Here is a 16211-nt window from a genome sequence, read left to right on the forward strand (position 1 = left end):
CCTGCCGATGTCTGCTGATCACGGTGGCTGTCTAGGGGCTGTAGCTGCAATCTCCCGATCGTGTGACTTGCCGTGCGGGGGGTGCTCCCGGACGAGCGGAAGGAAGGTCTCGCGACGACGGGTTCCGGCCTGAAGGCCATGGTGTCGCCTGCGTGGGTGCCGAAGGGCGGTCAGGGGCGTGGCCATGTCCGACCGACGCCCGCACACGCCGCGCGCCTGCTTCGCTGAGCGAAACGAGCGGAAGCGGTGACGCTGAAATATCCGGCAAGCGTATCGATTACTGGTGCGTGCCGGACACGGCTGGCGGGAAGTGCGGACACGCGTGCGCAGACTCCGGACACAGTGGTGGGGGAGTCGCCGGACGGCGCATCACCTGTCTTCACGGGCTGTAGCAGTGATCTCCCGATCGTGTGACTTCTGGACCTCGTGTGGGGCTGGCTACGATCCCGCTCGTGCCTGTCGACACCACCGGCCTGACGACCCGCGCTCGCGCACTGACGGCGGCGATCCGCAAGCTGCTCGCCGCGTCCGGAATGAGCGGTCGGGAGCTTTCGCAACGGCTGGGTTTCAGTCACGGCACGGTATCGCACTGGGCGACGGGGCGGCGCCTGCCGAGCCCGGAGGACATGGCGTCGTTGCTGACACTCCTCGGTATCAAGGGTCAGGAGAAGCAACGCCTCATCGACCTGGCCAGGCACGCGGCGGAGCCGAACTGGCTGGTGGTGGGCATGCCGGGGATCCCGCAACAACTCGCCGGGGCCATCGAGTCGGAGCGCCATGCGTCGGCCATGGTCGAGTGGTCCAGGGACATCGTGCCGGGGCTGTTGCAGACGGCCGACTACGCACGGGCACTCGCCACGGCGATCGGCCTTCCGGAGTCCGATGTCGACGCTCGGGTGCTGCTTCGGGTGGGACGGTCCGAGGTGATCACGCGGCGCGATCCCGTTCAGCTGTTGGCCCTCATCAGCGAGGACGCGCTGCACGAGAAGATCTGCGTGCCCGAGGTGATGCTCGACCAGCTCCGGCATCTGCTGAGCATGGCGGAACGGCCCAACGTCACCATCCAGGTCGTGCCGCCTCGTGTCGGGTGGCACCCCGGGTTGATCGGTCCGTTCGTGCTGTACTCGTTCCCCGACGCGCAACCCGTCGTGCATTTCGAGCACTACAGTTCGGGCGCGTTCGTCATCGACGAGGACGACGTGCACTCGTATCGGGACGCGGTAGAGGTCATCCGCGGTGTCGCGAGAAGCCCTGACGACTCCGCGGAACTCATCGCGAAGATCGCTGACGATTTGGAGCAGACACTATGACAGGTCCTCTTCCGTGGAGGAAGTCGAGTTACTCGGGACCCAACGGCAACTGCGTCGAGTTCGCTCCCGCCGACGACGGCAGTGGTGACGTGTTGATCCGCCACTCGAAGCGCCCGGACAGCACCGTGATCCGCTACACGGCGGCGGAGTGGACGGCGTTCATCGCGGGAGCCAAGGACGGCGAGTTCGACGTGTAACGCCGGTTGGCCGGGGGACCTGTACTGGTCCGGCCTCGCCGGGCACGTTGGTCCGCATCGTCACGGTGCCTGGTTCCTCGGCCCGTACCGCTGTTTCCGAACTCACCGACACTCGAACGATCGACTCGACCCAGCAGGGCCAGGCGTTCACACTTCGGATCCGCGTGTGGTGGCAGCGGTCGCCGATCGAGGCCCGCCTTCGTGCTGGACCGGCTGGATGGCCACCGCCCACGCGCCACTGTGTCAGGTGGTGAGCAACGTGGGCAGCACCACGAGACCGCTGTAGCGAACGCACCGGCCGAGAAACCCGACTGCGACGAACAGGCTCAGCCGCATCCTGGTGAGGCCGGCCAGTACGGTCGTCATCCCGAACGGTGGAAGTCCGACGACCGCACTGATCCCGAACAGGCTGATCATCCACTGTGGTCGTTGCTGGGCCCGCTCGGAAAGCCTTCGCAGAGCCTCGCCGATTCGCCCCCGGCGTCGTCCGTCCGGAAGGTCCGGTCGGCCGCGGCGGCGAAGCAGGGCGGGCAGCCGCAGTGATTCGCGTGCGGTGTAGTAGTACACCAGTTTCCCGGCTATCTGACCTCCTGCTCCGAGGATTCCCAGTGCCAGCCAGGGTAGGTCCGGCCGGTGGACGGCGAGTCCGAGAAGAAACACCTCGAGACTGGCCACCGGGACGACGGCAGTGGCGAGTGCGAAGCCGAACGTCGCGAGAAGCCACATGGTCATCAGTGCCCTTCCGTGGTGTCCACCAGTCGAGTTCAGCACCACGGGGCGGTACTCCACATCGGGTATGGCCCTTACCCGCGCCTGGAAACGGTCACCTAGGGGGCACTGTGAAAACGGCCGGATATTGTCACTGAACCGGGTGATAGGTGCGAAAAGGACGGGGCCGGATTTCATTCGTTGGAATTAATGGTTCATCTTCTTCGGGTCTGGGGTGATGCTCGGTCGATCGGGGCAACGCGATAGTGATCAATACGGCCGCTTGGCGCATTCCCGCACGTGTCGGCCTGTGATTGGGTGTGCTGTGTCGGCATCGCCGGCCGGTTCCGCGCCACGCTCGAGCGGGAGTTCCCGGGTCGAGCTTCCAGGGACCGGCGAGGTGGAGCCGGGAATCCGGGGAAGGGAATCGAAATGTCGCCACCGTTACACGGGCGTGACGAACACCGGTGACTTTCGCCATGGGGGAGGAATGCGTTTGCTCGGGGTTGGAACCGATGCCGAGACAGTGTACGAAACGCTGATCAGACATCCCAACGCCGGCCTGGTGGAACTCGGGTTCTGGCTCGGGTGGTCGCAGCGCCGCCTTTCGGAGGCACTGTCCGAGTTGCAGCATCGGGAATTGATCGAATCGGGTTGGAAGGGCCAGCGGGGCCCCGTGCTGGTCGACCCGAGCGTGGCGTTGCCCCGCCTCGTCGAGGCAGGCGAACTCGCACTGCAGCGCTACAGTGACGACCTGGACCAGGCCAGGACACTGGCTACCACCCTCATCGAGCGGCATCGGCAGGCGTTGTCCGAGCCCGCCGACTTCCCGATCCGGCAGGTGGTGGGCCACGCCGCGGTGCGTGACGTCGGGGAGCGGCTCGCGGCGAGCTGTGATGCCGAGGTGTTGACCACGGTCCCGGGAGCGATGTCGGCGTCGGCCGACGGGGAAGAGGACCGCAGGCTGCTCGACCGGGGAATCCGGGTTCGAAAGCTGTGCCTCCGGAGTGCCACCAACGACTCGGCCACCTCGGAGCACCTGCGCCGGCTGGTGGGTGCGGGAGGCCAGGTGCGGACCGTGCCCAGCCTTCCCGTGCGGATGTCGATCTACGATCGCGCCGTCGCCGTGGTGGCGGTCGAGCCGCGGCGCTCGCGAGACGAGGTCGTGGTCGTGCGAGGCACCGCCATCCTGACGGCCCTGTGCGCGTTGTTCGACGGCGAGTGGGGCCGTGCGCCGGAACTCGACGCCCCGTCTAGCCGGGACGACGACGGGCTCACCGACCTGGAACACGAGGTCCTGCGGTTGCTCGGTGACGGCCACACCGACGCCGTGGTCGCCCGCAAGATGGGTGTGTCGGTGCGCACCATTCGGAGGGTGATCGCCGAGCTGGCGGAGCGTCTGGGCGCGCGCAGCCGGTTCCAGATCGGTGCGCGCGCCGTCGAAGCGGGGTGGCTGTCCGGGGGAGGGTGAGCGGCGCCGCTTCACAGTTCGAGGACACGGCCGAGCTGTAGCTTGGCGCTGGCCTCGGCGACCCGGTGAGCCACCGCGATGTCCAGGATGGCCATCCCGAAAGCGTTGCAGACCACGATGTCGGCGTCGGAGATCCGTCCCTGGTGCGTGCCTGACACGATCTCCCCGAGCGTGGCGTCCACCCGGCGCCGACCCACGTCGTGCACACCGTCACCCGTGACCGCGGAGGGCTCCAGCAACTCGCCCGCGCGGTACATGCGACCGAGCAGCCGTCTGCTGTCACCGCTCACGAGTTCCCAGTCGTCGATGACGAGCAGGTCGGCGCGATGGATCACGTCCGGCAGCAGGTCGTCCAGCGAGACGTGCGACACCAGCGTGCCCGGGCTCAACCACCGGTACGGGATGTAGCCCTCGGTCACCGTCGTCACCGGTACCACGAGGTCCATTCCCTCCACACACTCCTGCGCCGAATCGGCGATCCGGATGTCGAGTGCCGGACACGCCTGCCGGGCACGTTCGTGGAACGCCTCCGCCCGGGACCGGTCGATGTCGTGGACGCGGACCTCGGTCAGGGTCGGGAGGGTTTCGGAAAGGAGGGTGAGGTGCGTCATCGCCAGGGTGCCGCAGCCGATGAGGCCCAGACTCGCTCGACGGCTGTTGCCGAGCGTCGTCGCGGCGACGGCCGTCACCGCCGCCGTGCGCAGCGCGCTGATCCGCGCTGCTTCCAGCAGGACGGTCGGGCGGGCGGTCTCCGGGTCGAGCAGCAACGTGAAGCCCTGCGACCTGGCGAGCCCTCTGGCCACGTTCCCGAGGCTCGCGTTGATCGTCTTGAGGCCGACGGCGAAGCCGGTGTCGAAGTCGACGGCGCCGGGCATCGCGAGGCAGCGGTTGGCGGCGCCCGACGGTGACCGCCACGGAAGATAGGCCTCCTCGGGCAGCAGTACGCGGCTCTCGGCGTGCAGCCGCAGGGCCTCGGACACGACCGACACCACGTCGACGTGGTCGAGTGCGGTGGCCACGGCGTTCCCGTCGAGATAGCGGAAGTGCTCACGCGGGGGAGCGGAGTGACCGGACATTGTCGTCTCCCAACTGCTCGGGGCCCGCCGGGACTCGGTAGGCGCGTTCGGTGCGGTGGACGGGAATGGAGGGCACGGCCGCCTCGTCGCGCTCACCGACCAGCGCCAGGATCAGCGCCGGGAAGCGATAGCCGTCCTGGGAGTCCTCACGCCGGAGCACGTATGCGGCGACGAGATCGTCGAGGACGTCCTGAGCCTCGGCCACCGAGACACCGAGCAGCTTGGCCGCCGTGGCGCAGCTGAAGTCGCGTGGTCCGAGGGCGACGAGCGAGTCGAGGGCGCGCCGCAGCTCGATGTCGAGCGCGGCATGGGTGGGCAGGAGGCAGTCACGCACGTCCAGGTCTCCCACGCTGAGCTCGGTGAGTACCCGGCGCGGGTCGGCCAGCCGTTCGGCGAGCCGGTGCAGCAACCAGTGCGGTCGAGTCGCGAGACGCGAGCCGCTGATACGCACGGCGAGAGGGATTCCGGAGCAGAGCTCGGCGATCCGCTGGGCGGTGGAGCGTTCGGCCTCCACGCGTTCGACGCCGGCGATGCGGCTCAGCAGAAGCACCGACTCGTCGCCGGACAACGCGTCGAGCGCGATGCGACGGACGCCTTCGAGCGCCGCGAGCGGCGTCCGGCTGGTGACCAGCACGCCACAGCCGGGGACGGCGGACAGCAGCGGCCTGATCTGCCGCTCGTTCGCCGCGTCGTCGAGGACGAGTAGTGTGCGGGTGCCCGCCAGGGCCTGCCGCAACTGTTCCACGAGCGCCCAGGTGGTTGTGGTCGTCGGTGACACGCCCAGCCGGTCGAGCACGTCGAGCAGCACGGTGCGCGAGTCGGGAGGGCGCGCCGACCGTCCGCCCAGTTCCACGAGAAGTTGCCGGTCGGAGTAGTGGTGTCGGAGCTTGCGCGCCACCCGCAACGCCAACACGGTCTTGCCGATTCCGCTCATGCCGCTGACCGCGCAGACCCGGGACATACCGTTGTCGACGGGCGAGTCGGCGAGCGCGGCGCACGCACGGGACACCTCCTGCGTGCGGCCGACGAAGTCCGAGGGCTCCGGCGGAAGAGCGGGCGCCCTGCCCCGGTCCGGGGCGGGCATGCGTACCGTTCCCGACCAACCCGGTGAGAAGGCCGTGACAATGGACTGGCGGAGGTTCTGGAGTTCGGTGGAGGGGTCGAGACCGAGTTCGTCGGCCAGGACCGTCCGGAACTGCTGGTAGACGTCGAGGGCGTCGGCGGTGCGGCCACTGTGGTGCAGTGCCGTCATGAGCTGGGCTCGCGGGCGTTCCCGGAGCGGGTGGCTCGCGACCAGTGCCGTGAGTTCGGTGATGAGCGCCTGGTGGCGGCCGAGAGCGAGCTCCGCGTCGATGCATTCCTCCTGCGCGGTCAGCTTGGCTTCCTCCAGACGGGGTTGCTCGACCGTGGCCAGATGGTCGGTGACACCGCCGAGTGCCTGACCGTTCCACCGGGCCAGTGCGGAACGGAGGAGCCTGCTCGCCTCCGCGTGCCGTCCGGAGGCCAGTGCCTCGTGTCCCTGTGTGGAGAGCTCCTCGAACTCGAGCAGGTCGAGCCGGGCGGGGCGGGCGCTCGGCAGCTCCAACCGGTAGCCGGGGGGAGTGCGCTCGATCTTGATCTCCGCGCCGAGCACGCTGCGAAGTCGCGAAGCATAGGTCTGTACCTGTGCCTGTGTGGTGGCCGGAAGGTCCTCGTCCCAGAGCATCTTGATGAGCCGGGCATCGGACACCACGCGACCACGGGCGAGCAGGAGCGAGGCGAGGAAGGTGCGCATCTTGGACCCGCGGATGTCGAGCCGGACGTCGCCGGCCCAGACACTGACCGGACCGAGAACCTGGAACCGCATCGCATCACCTCTGTTCCGTGTCGGCGACAGGCCGAGATCGTCGGCGTCCGACACTGTATGTCAGGAAGTGGCGTGGATCACCCGGCTGTTGTGGATTTTCCATGGCAGCAAGATGCACTGTCAGGTTGTGACACCGGTCCGGGCCGGAAGCCGAACCACGATCACGGCGATATAGCCGCAGTATTGCGGCCCCTTCCACAGTGTCCCGCGCAGAAAAGGCAGCGAAGAAGAGACGACTGTGGGAGCGGCGTGGTGACCGCCCGGAGAAGAAGGAGTGGTCCACATGGATGAGCGGTCCCCGTGGACACCGACCGTGATCAGACCCGCCGACGTGGACGTGAGTCCCGACGCCGAGGGACTACGACGGCAACTCACGTCCGTCGACGACCTCGGTGCGGAGCTGGCGAGGGCGAAAGCCCTGGTGTGGCGCGGTTTCTCGGTCTCACCCGAGGAGTTCGAGGAGCTGTTGCCGCTGTTGCTGCCGCAACGGTGGGCCTACCGGCACGGCAACTCGCCGAGGACCAAGGTCGGCGACAACGTGTACACGTCCACCGAGTACCCGCCGCAGTACACGATCTCCATGCACAACGAGTTGTCCTACGCACGGAACTGGCCGACGAGGCTGCTGTTCTACTGCCAGCAGGCGCCGCGGACCGGAGGCGAGACCCCGGTCGTCGACGGCACCGCGTGGCTCTCCGCTCTCGACCCCGAAGTGCGGGAGGCTTTCGCCGACGGTGTGCGGTACCGCCAGAACCTGCACGACGGGCACGGCTTCGGCAAGAGCTGGCAGCAGACGTTCGAGACGGACAGTCGTGCCGAGGTCCAGGAGTTCCTCGACGACACCGGCGCGGAATGGGAATGGCGCTCCGACGGAACGCTGCACATCGAGCAGCACGGGCCCGCCACGCTCCACGACGAGCGCACGGGTGAGGTCGTGTGGTTCAACCAGGCCGACCAGTGGCACGTCGCCGGCCTCGGGGACGAGACCGCCGCGGCGCTCGCCGCCATCATGGCGGAGGAGGACATGCCCCAGTCCGTGGTCTTCGCCGACGGCTCACCGATCCCGGCCGAGTACGTGCACCAGGTCCGTGAGCGTGGCCTCGCCGAGGCCGTCGACGTCGGCTGGGAAGCGGGCGATCTCATGCTCATCGACAACGTGCTGGTGGGGCACGGCCGGAGACCGTTCACCGGGCCACGCCGCGTGCTCGTGGCGATGTCCGGATGACGGCGGCCCGACGACGACACGGAGCAGACACGGGAGGAACTCATGTCCGAAACCATCGCGGAGCCGGCGACCCTGCCGCACACCGTCACCGGCACCCCGTCGGGTCCGGCACTCGACACCGTGCTGTCGCGCGACCGAGCGGAACTGCGGTCACTGCTGGCGCACCACGGTGCTCTGCTCTTCCGCGGTTTTCCGGTCGACGACATCGCGGCCTTCGAGACCGCGGTGCGGGCCTTCTCCGGCGAGCCGCTGTCGTACCAGGAGCGTTCGTCGCCACGTCACTCACTGAAGGGCAACGTCTACACCTCGACCGACTACCCGCCCGACGAGGAGATCTTCCTGCACAACGAGAACTCCTACCAGGCGGTGTGGCCGAGGATCCTGTACTTCTACTGCGACCGTGAGCCGGACACGCTCGGTGCGACGCCGCTGGCCGACATCCGGCGGGTGTACGAGGAGATCGAACCGGCTGTGCGCGACGAGTTCGCGCGGCGCGGCTGGATGGTGGTGCGCAACTACCAACCCCGGTTCGGTGTCGCCTGGCCCGAGGTGTTCGGGACCGACGACAGAGGTGCCGTGGAACGGTACTGCGCCGACCACGGCATGGTGCCGGAGTGGGTCGGTTCGGACCACCTCCGCACGCGTGCCGTCCGGAACGCGGTGTACCGGCACCCCGACACCGGGCAACCGGTGTGGTTCAACCACATCACCTTCTTCCACCACACGTCCCTCGACGAGGACGTGCGTGAGGGCCTGCTGGCCATGTTCGGCGAGGACGACCTTCCGACCAACACCTACTACGGCGACGGGGGACGCATCCCCGACGACGTGGTCGAGCACCTGCGCTCCTGTTACCGCCGCCTGACGCGGAGGTTCGACTGGAAGCACCGCGACGTGCTCGTGGTGGACAACATGGCGGCGGCACACGGCCGTGAGCCGTTCACCGGCCCGCGCAAGATCGCGGTCGCCATGGGTGAGGCGTACCGGTCGGACTTCGTGCGGGATCGGGACTGAGCATGCCGCACAGCACGCCACGTACGACGACGGTCCACGGGGCGCAGTGGTGCCGCACGTTCGTGCCGCGCCCCCACGCCGACGTCCGACTGATCTGCTTCCCCCACGCGGGTGGCAGTGCCAGCGTGTTCCGGGGTTGGGCCGAACGCCTTCCCGACTCCGTGGAGGTCGTCGCGGTCCAGTACCCGGGACGGCAGGACCGGATCCACGAGGAACCGATCTCCGACATGGAACGGTTGACCGAACGGCTCGTGGAGGCGTTGGCGCCGCAGTTCGACCGGCCCGTGGCGTTCTTCGGCCACAGCCTCGGCGCCACGGTGGCGTTCGAGGTGGCGAGAGAGCTGCACCCGCGGTTTCCGACACCGTTGCGTCGCTTGGTGGCCTCCGCGCGGCTGCCACCGGGAAAGGTCGGTCCCAGCGGCTACGACTTCACGCGGGACGACCATCTGCGCCGGTACCTGCGCGGTCTCGGTGGTCGCGGAGGCATGGCGCTGCACAACGGGGAGCTGTGGCAGGTGGTCGTGCCGCCCCTCCGGAGCGATCTGCTGATGTCGCAGCGCTACGCCTTCCGGCCGGGCGCGCCGTTGACCTGCCCGATCACGGTGATCGTCGCCGACGGCGACACCAGTTGCGACGCCGACGACGTGCGGGGGTGGGAGCGGTACTCCCTCGGTGCGTTCGACCAACACGTGATTCCCGGTGACCACTACTACGTGGAGGATCCGCCGGACGAGTTGTTCGGTGTCCTCGCCGACGTCCTCGACGGCGGACGATGACGCCCCGATCGGTCCGATGTGGTTGATGAGAGTGGGCGAAGTGGATGGTTCTCCAGGTATAGCCCCAGTATTGCGGCGCTCGTCAGAGTGGGCGAACGCCGTCCTTTCCGGCGTCCGGCGCCGGAACAGCCCGCGGGAGTGATCCATGAGCGCTACTGCCGATGTCCGTCGCGAGGAACTGCTGCGACGCAGGCTTCGGGGAGAAGGTACGTCCGGCGCGGCCGGGATCGGCCGTGCGGACCGTTCCGGTCCGCTGGCACTGTCCTTCGGCCAGGAGCAGATGTGGTTTCTGGATCAGTTGAATCCGGGGAGCACGGAGTACCTCGTTCCCGTGGCGTTCCGGCTCCTCGGCGCGCTGGAGAAGGACGCACTCGGCTCGGCGTGGGACATGCTGGTGCGACGGCACGAGATGTTGCGTACGCGTCATCGGCAGGGTGAGGGTGGTCCTCATCAGGTGATCGACGAACCGGTGACCGGTACGTTGGCGACGGTCTCGCTCACCGAGGTGGGGCCGGACGAACGGGAACGGCATCTGGAGAACCTGCTGCACGCGGAGTCGAGGACGCCGATCGACCTCGCCACGCAGTGGCCGGTCCGGGCAACGCTGGTGGAGCTCGGTGTGGCCGAGCACGTGCTGCTCGTGACGTTCCACCACATCGCCTGCGACGCCTGGTCGTCGCGGCTGCTGCTGTCGGAGCTGGGAGCCCTCTACGCCCGGTATCGGGCGAAGGAGCGGAAGCTCCTGGCCCCCTTGCCGCCCCTGCCCGTTCAGTACGCCGACTACGCGGCCTGGCAACGAAACCAGCTGTCGGCGGCGGGCCGGAAACGTCAGCTCGGTTACTGGCGTCACGTGCTGTCGGGGCTGGCGCCGCTCGACCTGCCGACCGACCACCCGAGGCCCCCGGTACGCGGGTACGCGGGCGACGAGGTCGATTTCGTCCTCTCCCCGGAGGTCGGCACCGGTGTCGTCGAACTCGCACGGCAGTCCCGCACCACGCCGTTCGTCGTGGTGATGGCGGCCTTCCAGGCGTTGCTGGCCCGCTACACCGGGCGCACGGACATCGCGGTGGGCACCGTCGTCTCCGGACGTACCCGCCCGGAGTTGCAGCGGCTCATCGGATACGCCATCAACACCGTGGTCGTGCGCAGCCGGTGGACCGAGGACGTCACGTTCCGGGCGTTGCTGGACCATGTGCGCGAGATCGTGCTGGACGCGTTCGACCACGGTGACGTCCCGTTCTCCCACGTGGTCGACGAACTGCAACCACAGCGGGACCTGTCGCGGACACCGTTGTTCCAGGTCGTCTTCACCATGCACGAGTCGGCGGGAGCGGCACCGGACGTGTTCCCCGACCTCACGGTGGAACCGCTGTCGGCGGACGGCGGAGTGGCTCGCTGCGATCTGGAGCTGCAGGTGGTCCCGCAACCGGACGGCTCCCTGCGGGCCCGGTTCCTCTTCGCCACCGAGCTGTTCCTGCCCGCCACGGTCGAAAGGATGGCGCGCCACCTGAAGAGGTTGCTGGCCCACGCCGTCGCGGAGCCCGGAAGCCGCGTGTCGGCACTGAGGCTGGTGGACGACGACGAACTGGCCGAGCTGACCCGACCGGCAGGCCCTCCGCCGCGGTTCGAACACACGTTGACCCGTTTCGACCGGGTGGTGACGGCCACACCGGACGCGGTCGCCGTGGTGACCGACGAGTGCCCCACGACCTTCGCCGAACTCGACACCCGGATCGACCGGATCGCGCACTGGCTGTCCGCCGTGGGGGTGGGGCCCGAGGACCTCATTGGCATCCTGCTCGATCGCGGGGTCGACCTGCTGGCCACCATGCTGGCCTGCTGGCGGGTGGGGGCGGCGTACCTGCCGCTCGGGCCCGAACTGCCCGCCCGCCGCTGGGGCGCGATGCTGAGGGACAGCGACGCCAAACTCGTGGTCACCGACTCCACACCGGACCGGATGGCGAAGCTGGGCGATGTCTTCAAGGGCAGGATGATGGTGCTCGACGAGGCCACCCACGGGGCACCGGTGTCGGTGCCGCCCGTCGAGGCCGGCGCGCTGACACCCGACGCGCTCGCCTACGTCATCTACACGTCGGGTTCGACCGGCGTGCCGAAGGGCGTCGCCGTCACCCACCGCGGGCTGGCCAACCACCTGGACTGGGTGCTCGCCGAGTACGTCGGCGCGCACTCCGGTGGTGCGCCGCTGTTCTCGACGGTCGCCTCGGACGTCGTCGTGCCCGTACTCTTCGCGCCGCTGCTCGCGGGCCGGCCGGTGCACCTGCTCCCCCAGGACATGGATCTCGCCGACCTGGGAGCCCGGCTCGTCGCGGGCAGACCGTACGCCTTCCTGAAGCTCACCCCCGGACATCTGGAGGTGCTCTCGCGGCAGCTCGGCCCCGAGGAGATCCGTGGGCTGGCGGGCACCGTCGTGGCCGGTGGCGACGTGTTGCTGAACCGGCACGCCCTACGCTGGAACGAGTGGCTCGGGACCGGCCGGGTGATCAACGAGTACGGTCCGACGGAGATCACCGTGGGCAACTCCACGTTCGTGCCCTCCGAAGCGACGGACCGCGAGGTCGTCCCGATCGGCACACCCATCCCGCACACCAGCATGTACGTTCTCGACGACCACCTGCGGCCCGTGCCCGTGGGCGTGATCGGGGAGGTGTGCGTCGGCGGGGTCGGTGTGGTGCGCGGCTATCTCAACCGGCCCGAGGTGACGGCGGAGCGGTTCGTGCCCGATCCGTTCGGCGAACCGGGGTCCCGGCTCTACCGCACCGGCGACCTCGGCCGGGTGCTGCCCTCCGGCGACGTCGAGTTCGTCGGCCGGGCCGACACCCAGGTCAAGATCCGCGGTTACCGCGTCGAACTCGGGGAGATCGAGGGCGTGTTCGCCTCCCATCCCTCGGTGCGGGAATGCCGGGTGGTGTTGCGGGAGGACGGCGAGCGCCGCGACCTGGTGTGTTACTTCGTGCCCGCGGCGGGGAGCGCGACCGAGGCCCGGGAGCTGCGGGCGTGGCTGTCCGAGCAGTTGCCCGAGTACATGGTGCCCTCGGCCGTCGTGGAACTGGACCGGATCCCGTTGACCAGCAACGGCAAGCTCGACGTGGCGGCGCTGCCCCGCGCACCGGAGCCGGAGGCGGAGGCCGCACCGGAGGTGCCCGCCGATCCGGTGGAACGGCGGCTCGTCGAGGTGTGGGCGGACGTCCTCGGGGTCGGCCGGGTGGGTGCCCACGACGGGTTCTTCGAGCTCGGCGGCGACTCCATCCGGGCGGTGTCGGTGGTGGGGGCCATGCGCGAGGCCGGCTTCGACGTCTCGGTCCGGGACGTGTTCGCCCACCAGACCGTGGCCGCCCTCGCGGACCTCGTGCGTGGCAGGGGCACGGTGGAGGCGCAACAGGGCGTGGCCGAGTTCGCGCTGATCAGCTCCGAGGACAGGGCGGCCCTGCCGGAGGGGGTCACCGACGCCTACCCACTGTCCCGCAACCAGATCGGCATGATCGTCGAGATGCTGGCCGACGAGCAGCGCCGCTACCACAACGTCACGTCGTTCCGTATCCGCGACGCCGCACCGTTCTCGTTGACCGCGATGACGGCCGCGGCCAGGGAGCTGGTGCGGCGGCACGAGGCTCTGCGCACCTCCCTGCACCTCAGCGATTACTCCGTGCCGATGCAGCTCGTGCACGCGACGGCCGAGCTGCCCCTGGGGGTGCGCGACGTCAGCGGGATGGACGCCGCCCGGGTCGAGCAGATCCTGCGCGAGCACTCCGACCGCGAACGGGAGACCCTGTTCGACCTCACCACTCCGGGGCTGATGCGGTTCTTCGTGCACCTGACCGGTGACGACGGGTACTGGCTCACGGTGACCGAGTGCCATCCCATCCTCGAGGGCTGGGGTCACCACACCATGATGATGGAGTTCCTCGACTGCTACGACCGTCTCAGGCGCGGCGAGGAGCTGGAGGCGTACCAGGCGCCGCCGGTCAGGTTCGCCGACTTCGTCGCCGAGGAAATGGCGGCGATCGAGTCGCCGGAACACGCGCGTTACTGGCGTGGCGTGGTCGACAACCATCCGGCGTTCACCCTCCCGGAACAGTGGGGGGACCCGGCCGTCCCGGCCGGGCGGAAGTACCAGACCGCCGTCGAGTGGCGTGACCTGGAGGACGGGCTGAGAGCGGCGGCGACCGCGGCCGGTGTCTCGTTGAAGTGTGTCATGGTGGCGGCGTACGCGAAGGTGCTCGCCCAGCTCACCGACGAGCCGAGTTTCCACTTCGGACTGATCTGCGACGCCCGCCCGGAGCGGTCGGGAGCCGACCGGGTGTACGGCATGTACCTGAACACGGTGCCGTTCGCGGTGGACCGGCCGTCCGGCCGGTGGCGTGACGTGCTGCGTGCCGTGTTCGACCGGGAGGTGGAGCTGTGGCCCCACCGCCGGTTCCCGTACCCGGAGATCGCGCGGATGCGCCCACCGCGCGAGCGTCTCGTCAACACGATCTTCAACTACCAGGACTTCCACCAGGTCGACACCGACCTCGTGGACGACAGGGCGGGCAACGACGACAGCCCCACCGAGTTCCCGCTGAGCGTGTCCTCGCGGGTCGGCATGATCTTCGTGACCGTGGACCCACGGCAGGTGACGGAAGCACAGGCCGATCTGATCGCCCGCTCGTTCCGGCTCGTGCTGGAGGCCATCGCCGAGGACGTGGACTCCGACGCGGCACGCGCCGCGCTCCCGGCCGAGTACCGGCGATGGTTGCTGGAGTCGGCGCGCACCCACGTGCGCCCGGCGGCGCAGGGACAGCCGGACACCCTCACCCACGCGCTGGACGCGTTCGAGCGGCAGGTCGCCCGCACTCCCAACGCCGTCGCCGTCCGGTGCGGCGACGACGAACTGAGCTACGCGGAACTCGACGAGTGCGCCAACGCGCTCGCGCAGCGGCTGCGTTCCACCGGCTTCGGTCCGGGGCGGGTCGCGGGCGTCGTCGTCAGGCGGGACCTCAACCTGCTGGTGTCCCTGCTGGCGACCTGGAAGGCGGGCGGCGCGTACGTTCCTCTGGGCTGGGAGTTGCCGTCCGAGCGGTGGAACTTCCTCCTGGCCGACAGTGGAGCGCACTGCGTGGTGACGCCTCCCGAGTCCGTCGACCGCGTGCCCCACACCTTCACCGGCCCGGCCGTGCTCGTCGACCACCGCAAACTGGCCGAGTCGGGCAGGAGCGCGACACCGCCGCGGCGCGACGTGGACAGCGCCGAGTTGGCCTACGTCATCTACACCTCGGGGTCCACGGGCAGACCGAAGGGAGTGCGGATCAGCCACGCGGGGCTGGCGGGATACCTGGCCTGGGTCGTGGACGACTACGCCTCCGCACGCGCGGGCGGTGCACCGCTGTTCTCCACGCCCGCCACCGACCTCACCGTCACCACCCTGTTCGGACCCCTGCTCACCGGGCAGCCCGTCCACATCGTTCCCGAGGACACCGACCTCTCCGAACTCGGCAGGCGGTTGGTGGACGGCGCGCCGTACAGCTTCGTCAAGCTGACGCCGGGGCACCTCGAAATCCTGACGCAGCAACTCGACGACACGGCGCTGCGGGGCAAGGTGGGAACCCTCGTGGTGGGCGGTGACCTCTTCCCCGGGGCCACGGCCGAACAGTGGCGTGCCCGCCTGGGCGACGCGCGGGTGGTCAACGAGTACGGCCCCACCGAGATCACCGTCGCGAACTCGATCCAGGAGGTGCACGGCCCCCAGCCCGCGGTGGTGCCGATCGGCAGACCGCTGCCGGGCACGTCGCTGCACGTCCTCGACGACAACCTGGAACCCGTGCCGGTGGGCGTCGTCGGCGAGGTCTGCGTCGGCGGTGCCGGGCTCGCACAGGGTTACTCCGGACGCGCCGCGCTCACCGCCGACCGTTTCGTCCCGGACCCCTACGGTGAGCCCGGGGCGCGGCTCTACCGTACGGGCGACGTCGGGCGGGTGCGCCCGGACGGGACCGTGGAGGTCCTGGGCAGGCGCGACGGCCAGGTCAAGATCCGCGGTTACCGGGTCGAACTCGGGGAGATCGAGGCCGTGCTCACCGGCCACCCGGTGATCGCCGAGGCCAAGGTACTGCTGCGGACCCCGCCCGAGGGGGCCCCGCAACTCGTCGCCTACCTCGTGGCCGAACGCGACACGGACGCGATCGGAGCCGACCAGCTCGGCCGGTGGCTTTCTCAGGCACTGCCCGAGTACATGGTGCCGACGGCGTACACCTGGCTCGACCGGATGCCGTTGTCGAGCAACGGAAAGCTCGACACGGCCGCGTTGCCCGCCCCGGAGCGGACCACCACCTCCGCCGAGTACACGGAGCCGGGTACCAAGACCGAGAAGCTCGTCGCGGAGATCTGGCGGCAGGTGCTGGGCCACGCCCGCATCGGACTCGACGACGACTTCTTCGCCCTGGGCGGGGACTCCATCCGCGCTGTCGCCCTCAGCTCGGCACTGCAGGCGGCCGGGATCTCGGTCACCGTCCGAGAGGTGTTCGACCATCCCACGGTCGCCGCTCTCAGCGCGTGGATCGCGGACCGCGCCGACCACCGCCGTTGACCCGAAAC

General features: G+C 69.2%; 10 protein-coding genes. 7 read left to right on the forward strand and 3 right to left on the reverse strand.

The window, feature by feature from the left end:
• The first annotated feature begins 452 nt into the window (after positions 1-452).
• Entirely contained in the window at positions 453-1310 is an 858-nt protein-coding gene (locus SACCYDRAFT_RS08470; protein ID WP_043537159.1) for a helix-turn-helix domain-containing protein, read from the forward strand.
• Complete coding sequence (locus tag SACCYDRAFT_RS08475) at positions 1307-1507, forward strand: DUF397 domain-containing protein (protein WP_005455400.1); 201 nt, start codon at positions 1307-1309, stop codon at positions 1505-1507. Before SACCYDRAFT_RS08470 ends, SACCYDRAFT_RS08475 begins: the two co-directional genes overlap by 4 nt.
• A gap of 243 nt (positions 1508-1750) precedes the next feature.
• Here SACCYDRAFT_RS08475 and SACCYDRAFT_RS08480 read toward each other — a convergent pair whose 3' ends face one another.
• Positions 1751-2239 carry a hypothetical protein gene (locus SACCYDRAFT_RS08480; RefSeq protein ID WP_005455401.1) on the reverse strand — a complete coding sequence of 163 codons (489 nt, stop codon included), beginning with the start codon at positions 2237-2239 and terminating at the stop codon, positions 1751-1753.
• Between the two features lie 502 nt (positions 2240-2741).
• Between SACCYDRAFT_RS08480 and SACCYDRAFT_RS08485 the strand changes: the two genes are divergently transcribed.
• On the forward strand, positions 2742-3686 hold the full coding sequence (locus SACCYDRAFT_RS08485; protein ID WP_043536301.1) for a helix-turn-helix transcriptional regulator: 945 nt from the start codon (positions 2742-2744) through the stop codon (positions 3684-3686).
• A gap of 11 nt (positions 3687-3697) precedes the next feature.
• Here SACCYDRAFT_RS08485 and SACCYDRAFT_RS08490 read toward each other — a convergent pair whose 3' ends face one another.
• Positions 3698-4762, reverse strand: a complete 1065-nt coding sequence (locus SACCYDRAFT_RS08490) for an ornithine cyclodeaminase family protein (RefSeq protein WP_005455403.1) — start codon at positions 4760-4762, stop codon at positions 3698-3700.
• Complete coding sequence (locus SACCYDRAFT_RS08495) at positions 4734-6608, reverse strand: AfsR/SARP family transcriptional regulator (RefSeq protein ID WP_005455404.1); 1875 nt, start codon at positions 6606-6608, stop codon at positions 4734-4736. Before SACCYDRAFT_RS08495 ends, SACCYDRAFT_RS08490 begins: the two co-directional genes overlap by 29 nt.
• 283 nt (positions 6609-6891) lie before the next feature.
• Between SACCYDRAFT_RS08495 and SACCYDRAFT_RS08500 the strand changes: the two genes are divergently transcribed.
• The 4 genes from SACCYDRAFT_RS08500 (at position 6892) to SACCYDRAFT_RS08515 (ending at position 16203) form a co-directional block, all read left to right on the forward strand.
• Positions 6892-7833 (forward strand): TauD/TfdA family dioxygenase, encoded by a 942-nt coding sequence (locus tag SACCYDRAFT_RS08500; RefSeq protein WP_005455406.1) that lies wholly within the window; start codon positions 6892-6894, stop codon positions 7831-7833.
• A gap of 42 nt (positions 7834-7875) precedes the next feature.
• Positions 7876-8847, forward strand: coding sequence for a TauD/TfdA family dioxygenase (locus SACCYDRAFT_RS08505; RefSeq protein WP_005455407.1), 972 nt, complete (start codon positions 7876-7878; stop codon positions 8845-8847).
• 2 nt (positions 8848-8849) lie between these two features.
• Complete coding sequence (locus SACCYDRAFT_RS08510) at positions 8850-9623, forward strand: thioesterase II family protein (protein WP_005455408.1); 774 nt, start codon at positions 8850-8852, stop codon at positions 9621-9623.
• Between the two features lie 145 nt (positions 9624-9768).
• A complete protein-coding gene (locus SACCYDRAFT_RS08515) occupies positions 9769-16203 on the forward strand; it encodes a non-ribosomal peptide synthetase (protein WP_005455409.1) in 6435 nt (2144 codons plus the stop codon).
• Positions 16204-16211 lie beyond the last annotated feature (8 nt).

It is taken from the genome of Saccharomonospora cyanea NA-134 (assembly GCF_000244975.1).
GTDB classification, from domain to species: domain Bacteria; phylum Actinomycetota; class Actinomycetes; order Mycobacteriales; family Pseudonocardiaceae; genus Saccharomonospora; species Saccharomonospora cyanea.

Coding starts and splice junctions, on each gene's coding strand:
- SACCYDRAFT_RS08480 (WP_005455401.1), bottom strand. CDS start 2,239: ATGACCATGTGGCTTCTCGCGACGTTCGGCTTCGCACTCGCCACTGCC.
- SACCYDRAFT_RS08495 (WP_005455404.1), bottom strand. CDS start 6,608: ATGCGGTTCCAGGTTCTCGGTCCGGTCAGTGTCTGGGCCGGCGACGTC.
- SACCYDRAFT_RS08510 (WP_005455408.1), top strand. CDS start 8,850: ATGCCGCACAGCACGCCACGTACGACGACGGTCCACGGGGCGCAGTGG.
- SACCYDRAFT_RS08500 (WP_005455406.1), top strand. CDS start 6,892: ATGGATGAGCGGTCCCCGTGGACACCGACCGTGATCAGACCCGCCGAC.
- SACCYDRAFT_RS08515 (WP_005455409.1), top strand. CDS start 9,769: ATGAGCGCTACTGCCGATGTCCGTCGCGAGGAACTGCTGCGACGCAGG.
- SACCYDRAFT_RS08505 (WP_005455407.1), top strand. CDS start 7,876: ATGTCCGAAACCATCGCGGAGCCGGCGACCCTGCCGCACACCGTCACC.
- SACCYDRAFT_RS08475 (WP_005455400.1), top strand. CDS start 1,307: ATGACAGGTCCTCTTCCGTGGAGGAAGTCGAGTTACTCGGGACCCAAC.
- SACCYDRAFT_RS08490 (WP_005455403.1), bottom strand. CDS start 4,762: ATGTCCGGTCACTCCGCTCCCCCGCGTGAGCACTTCCGCTATCTCGAC.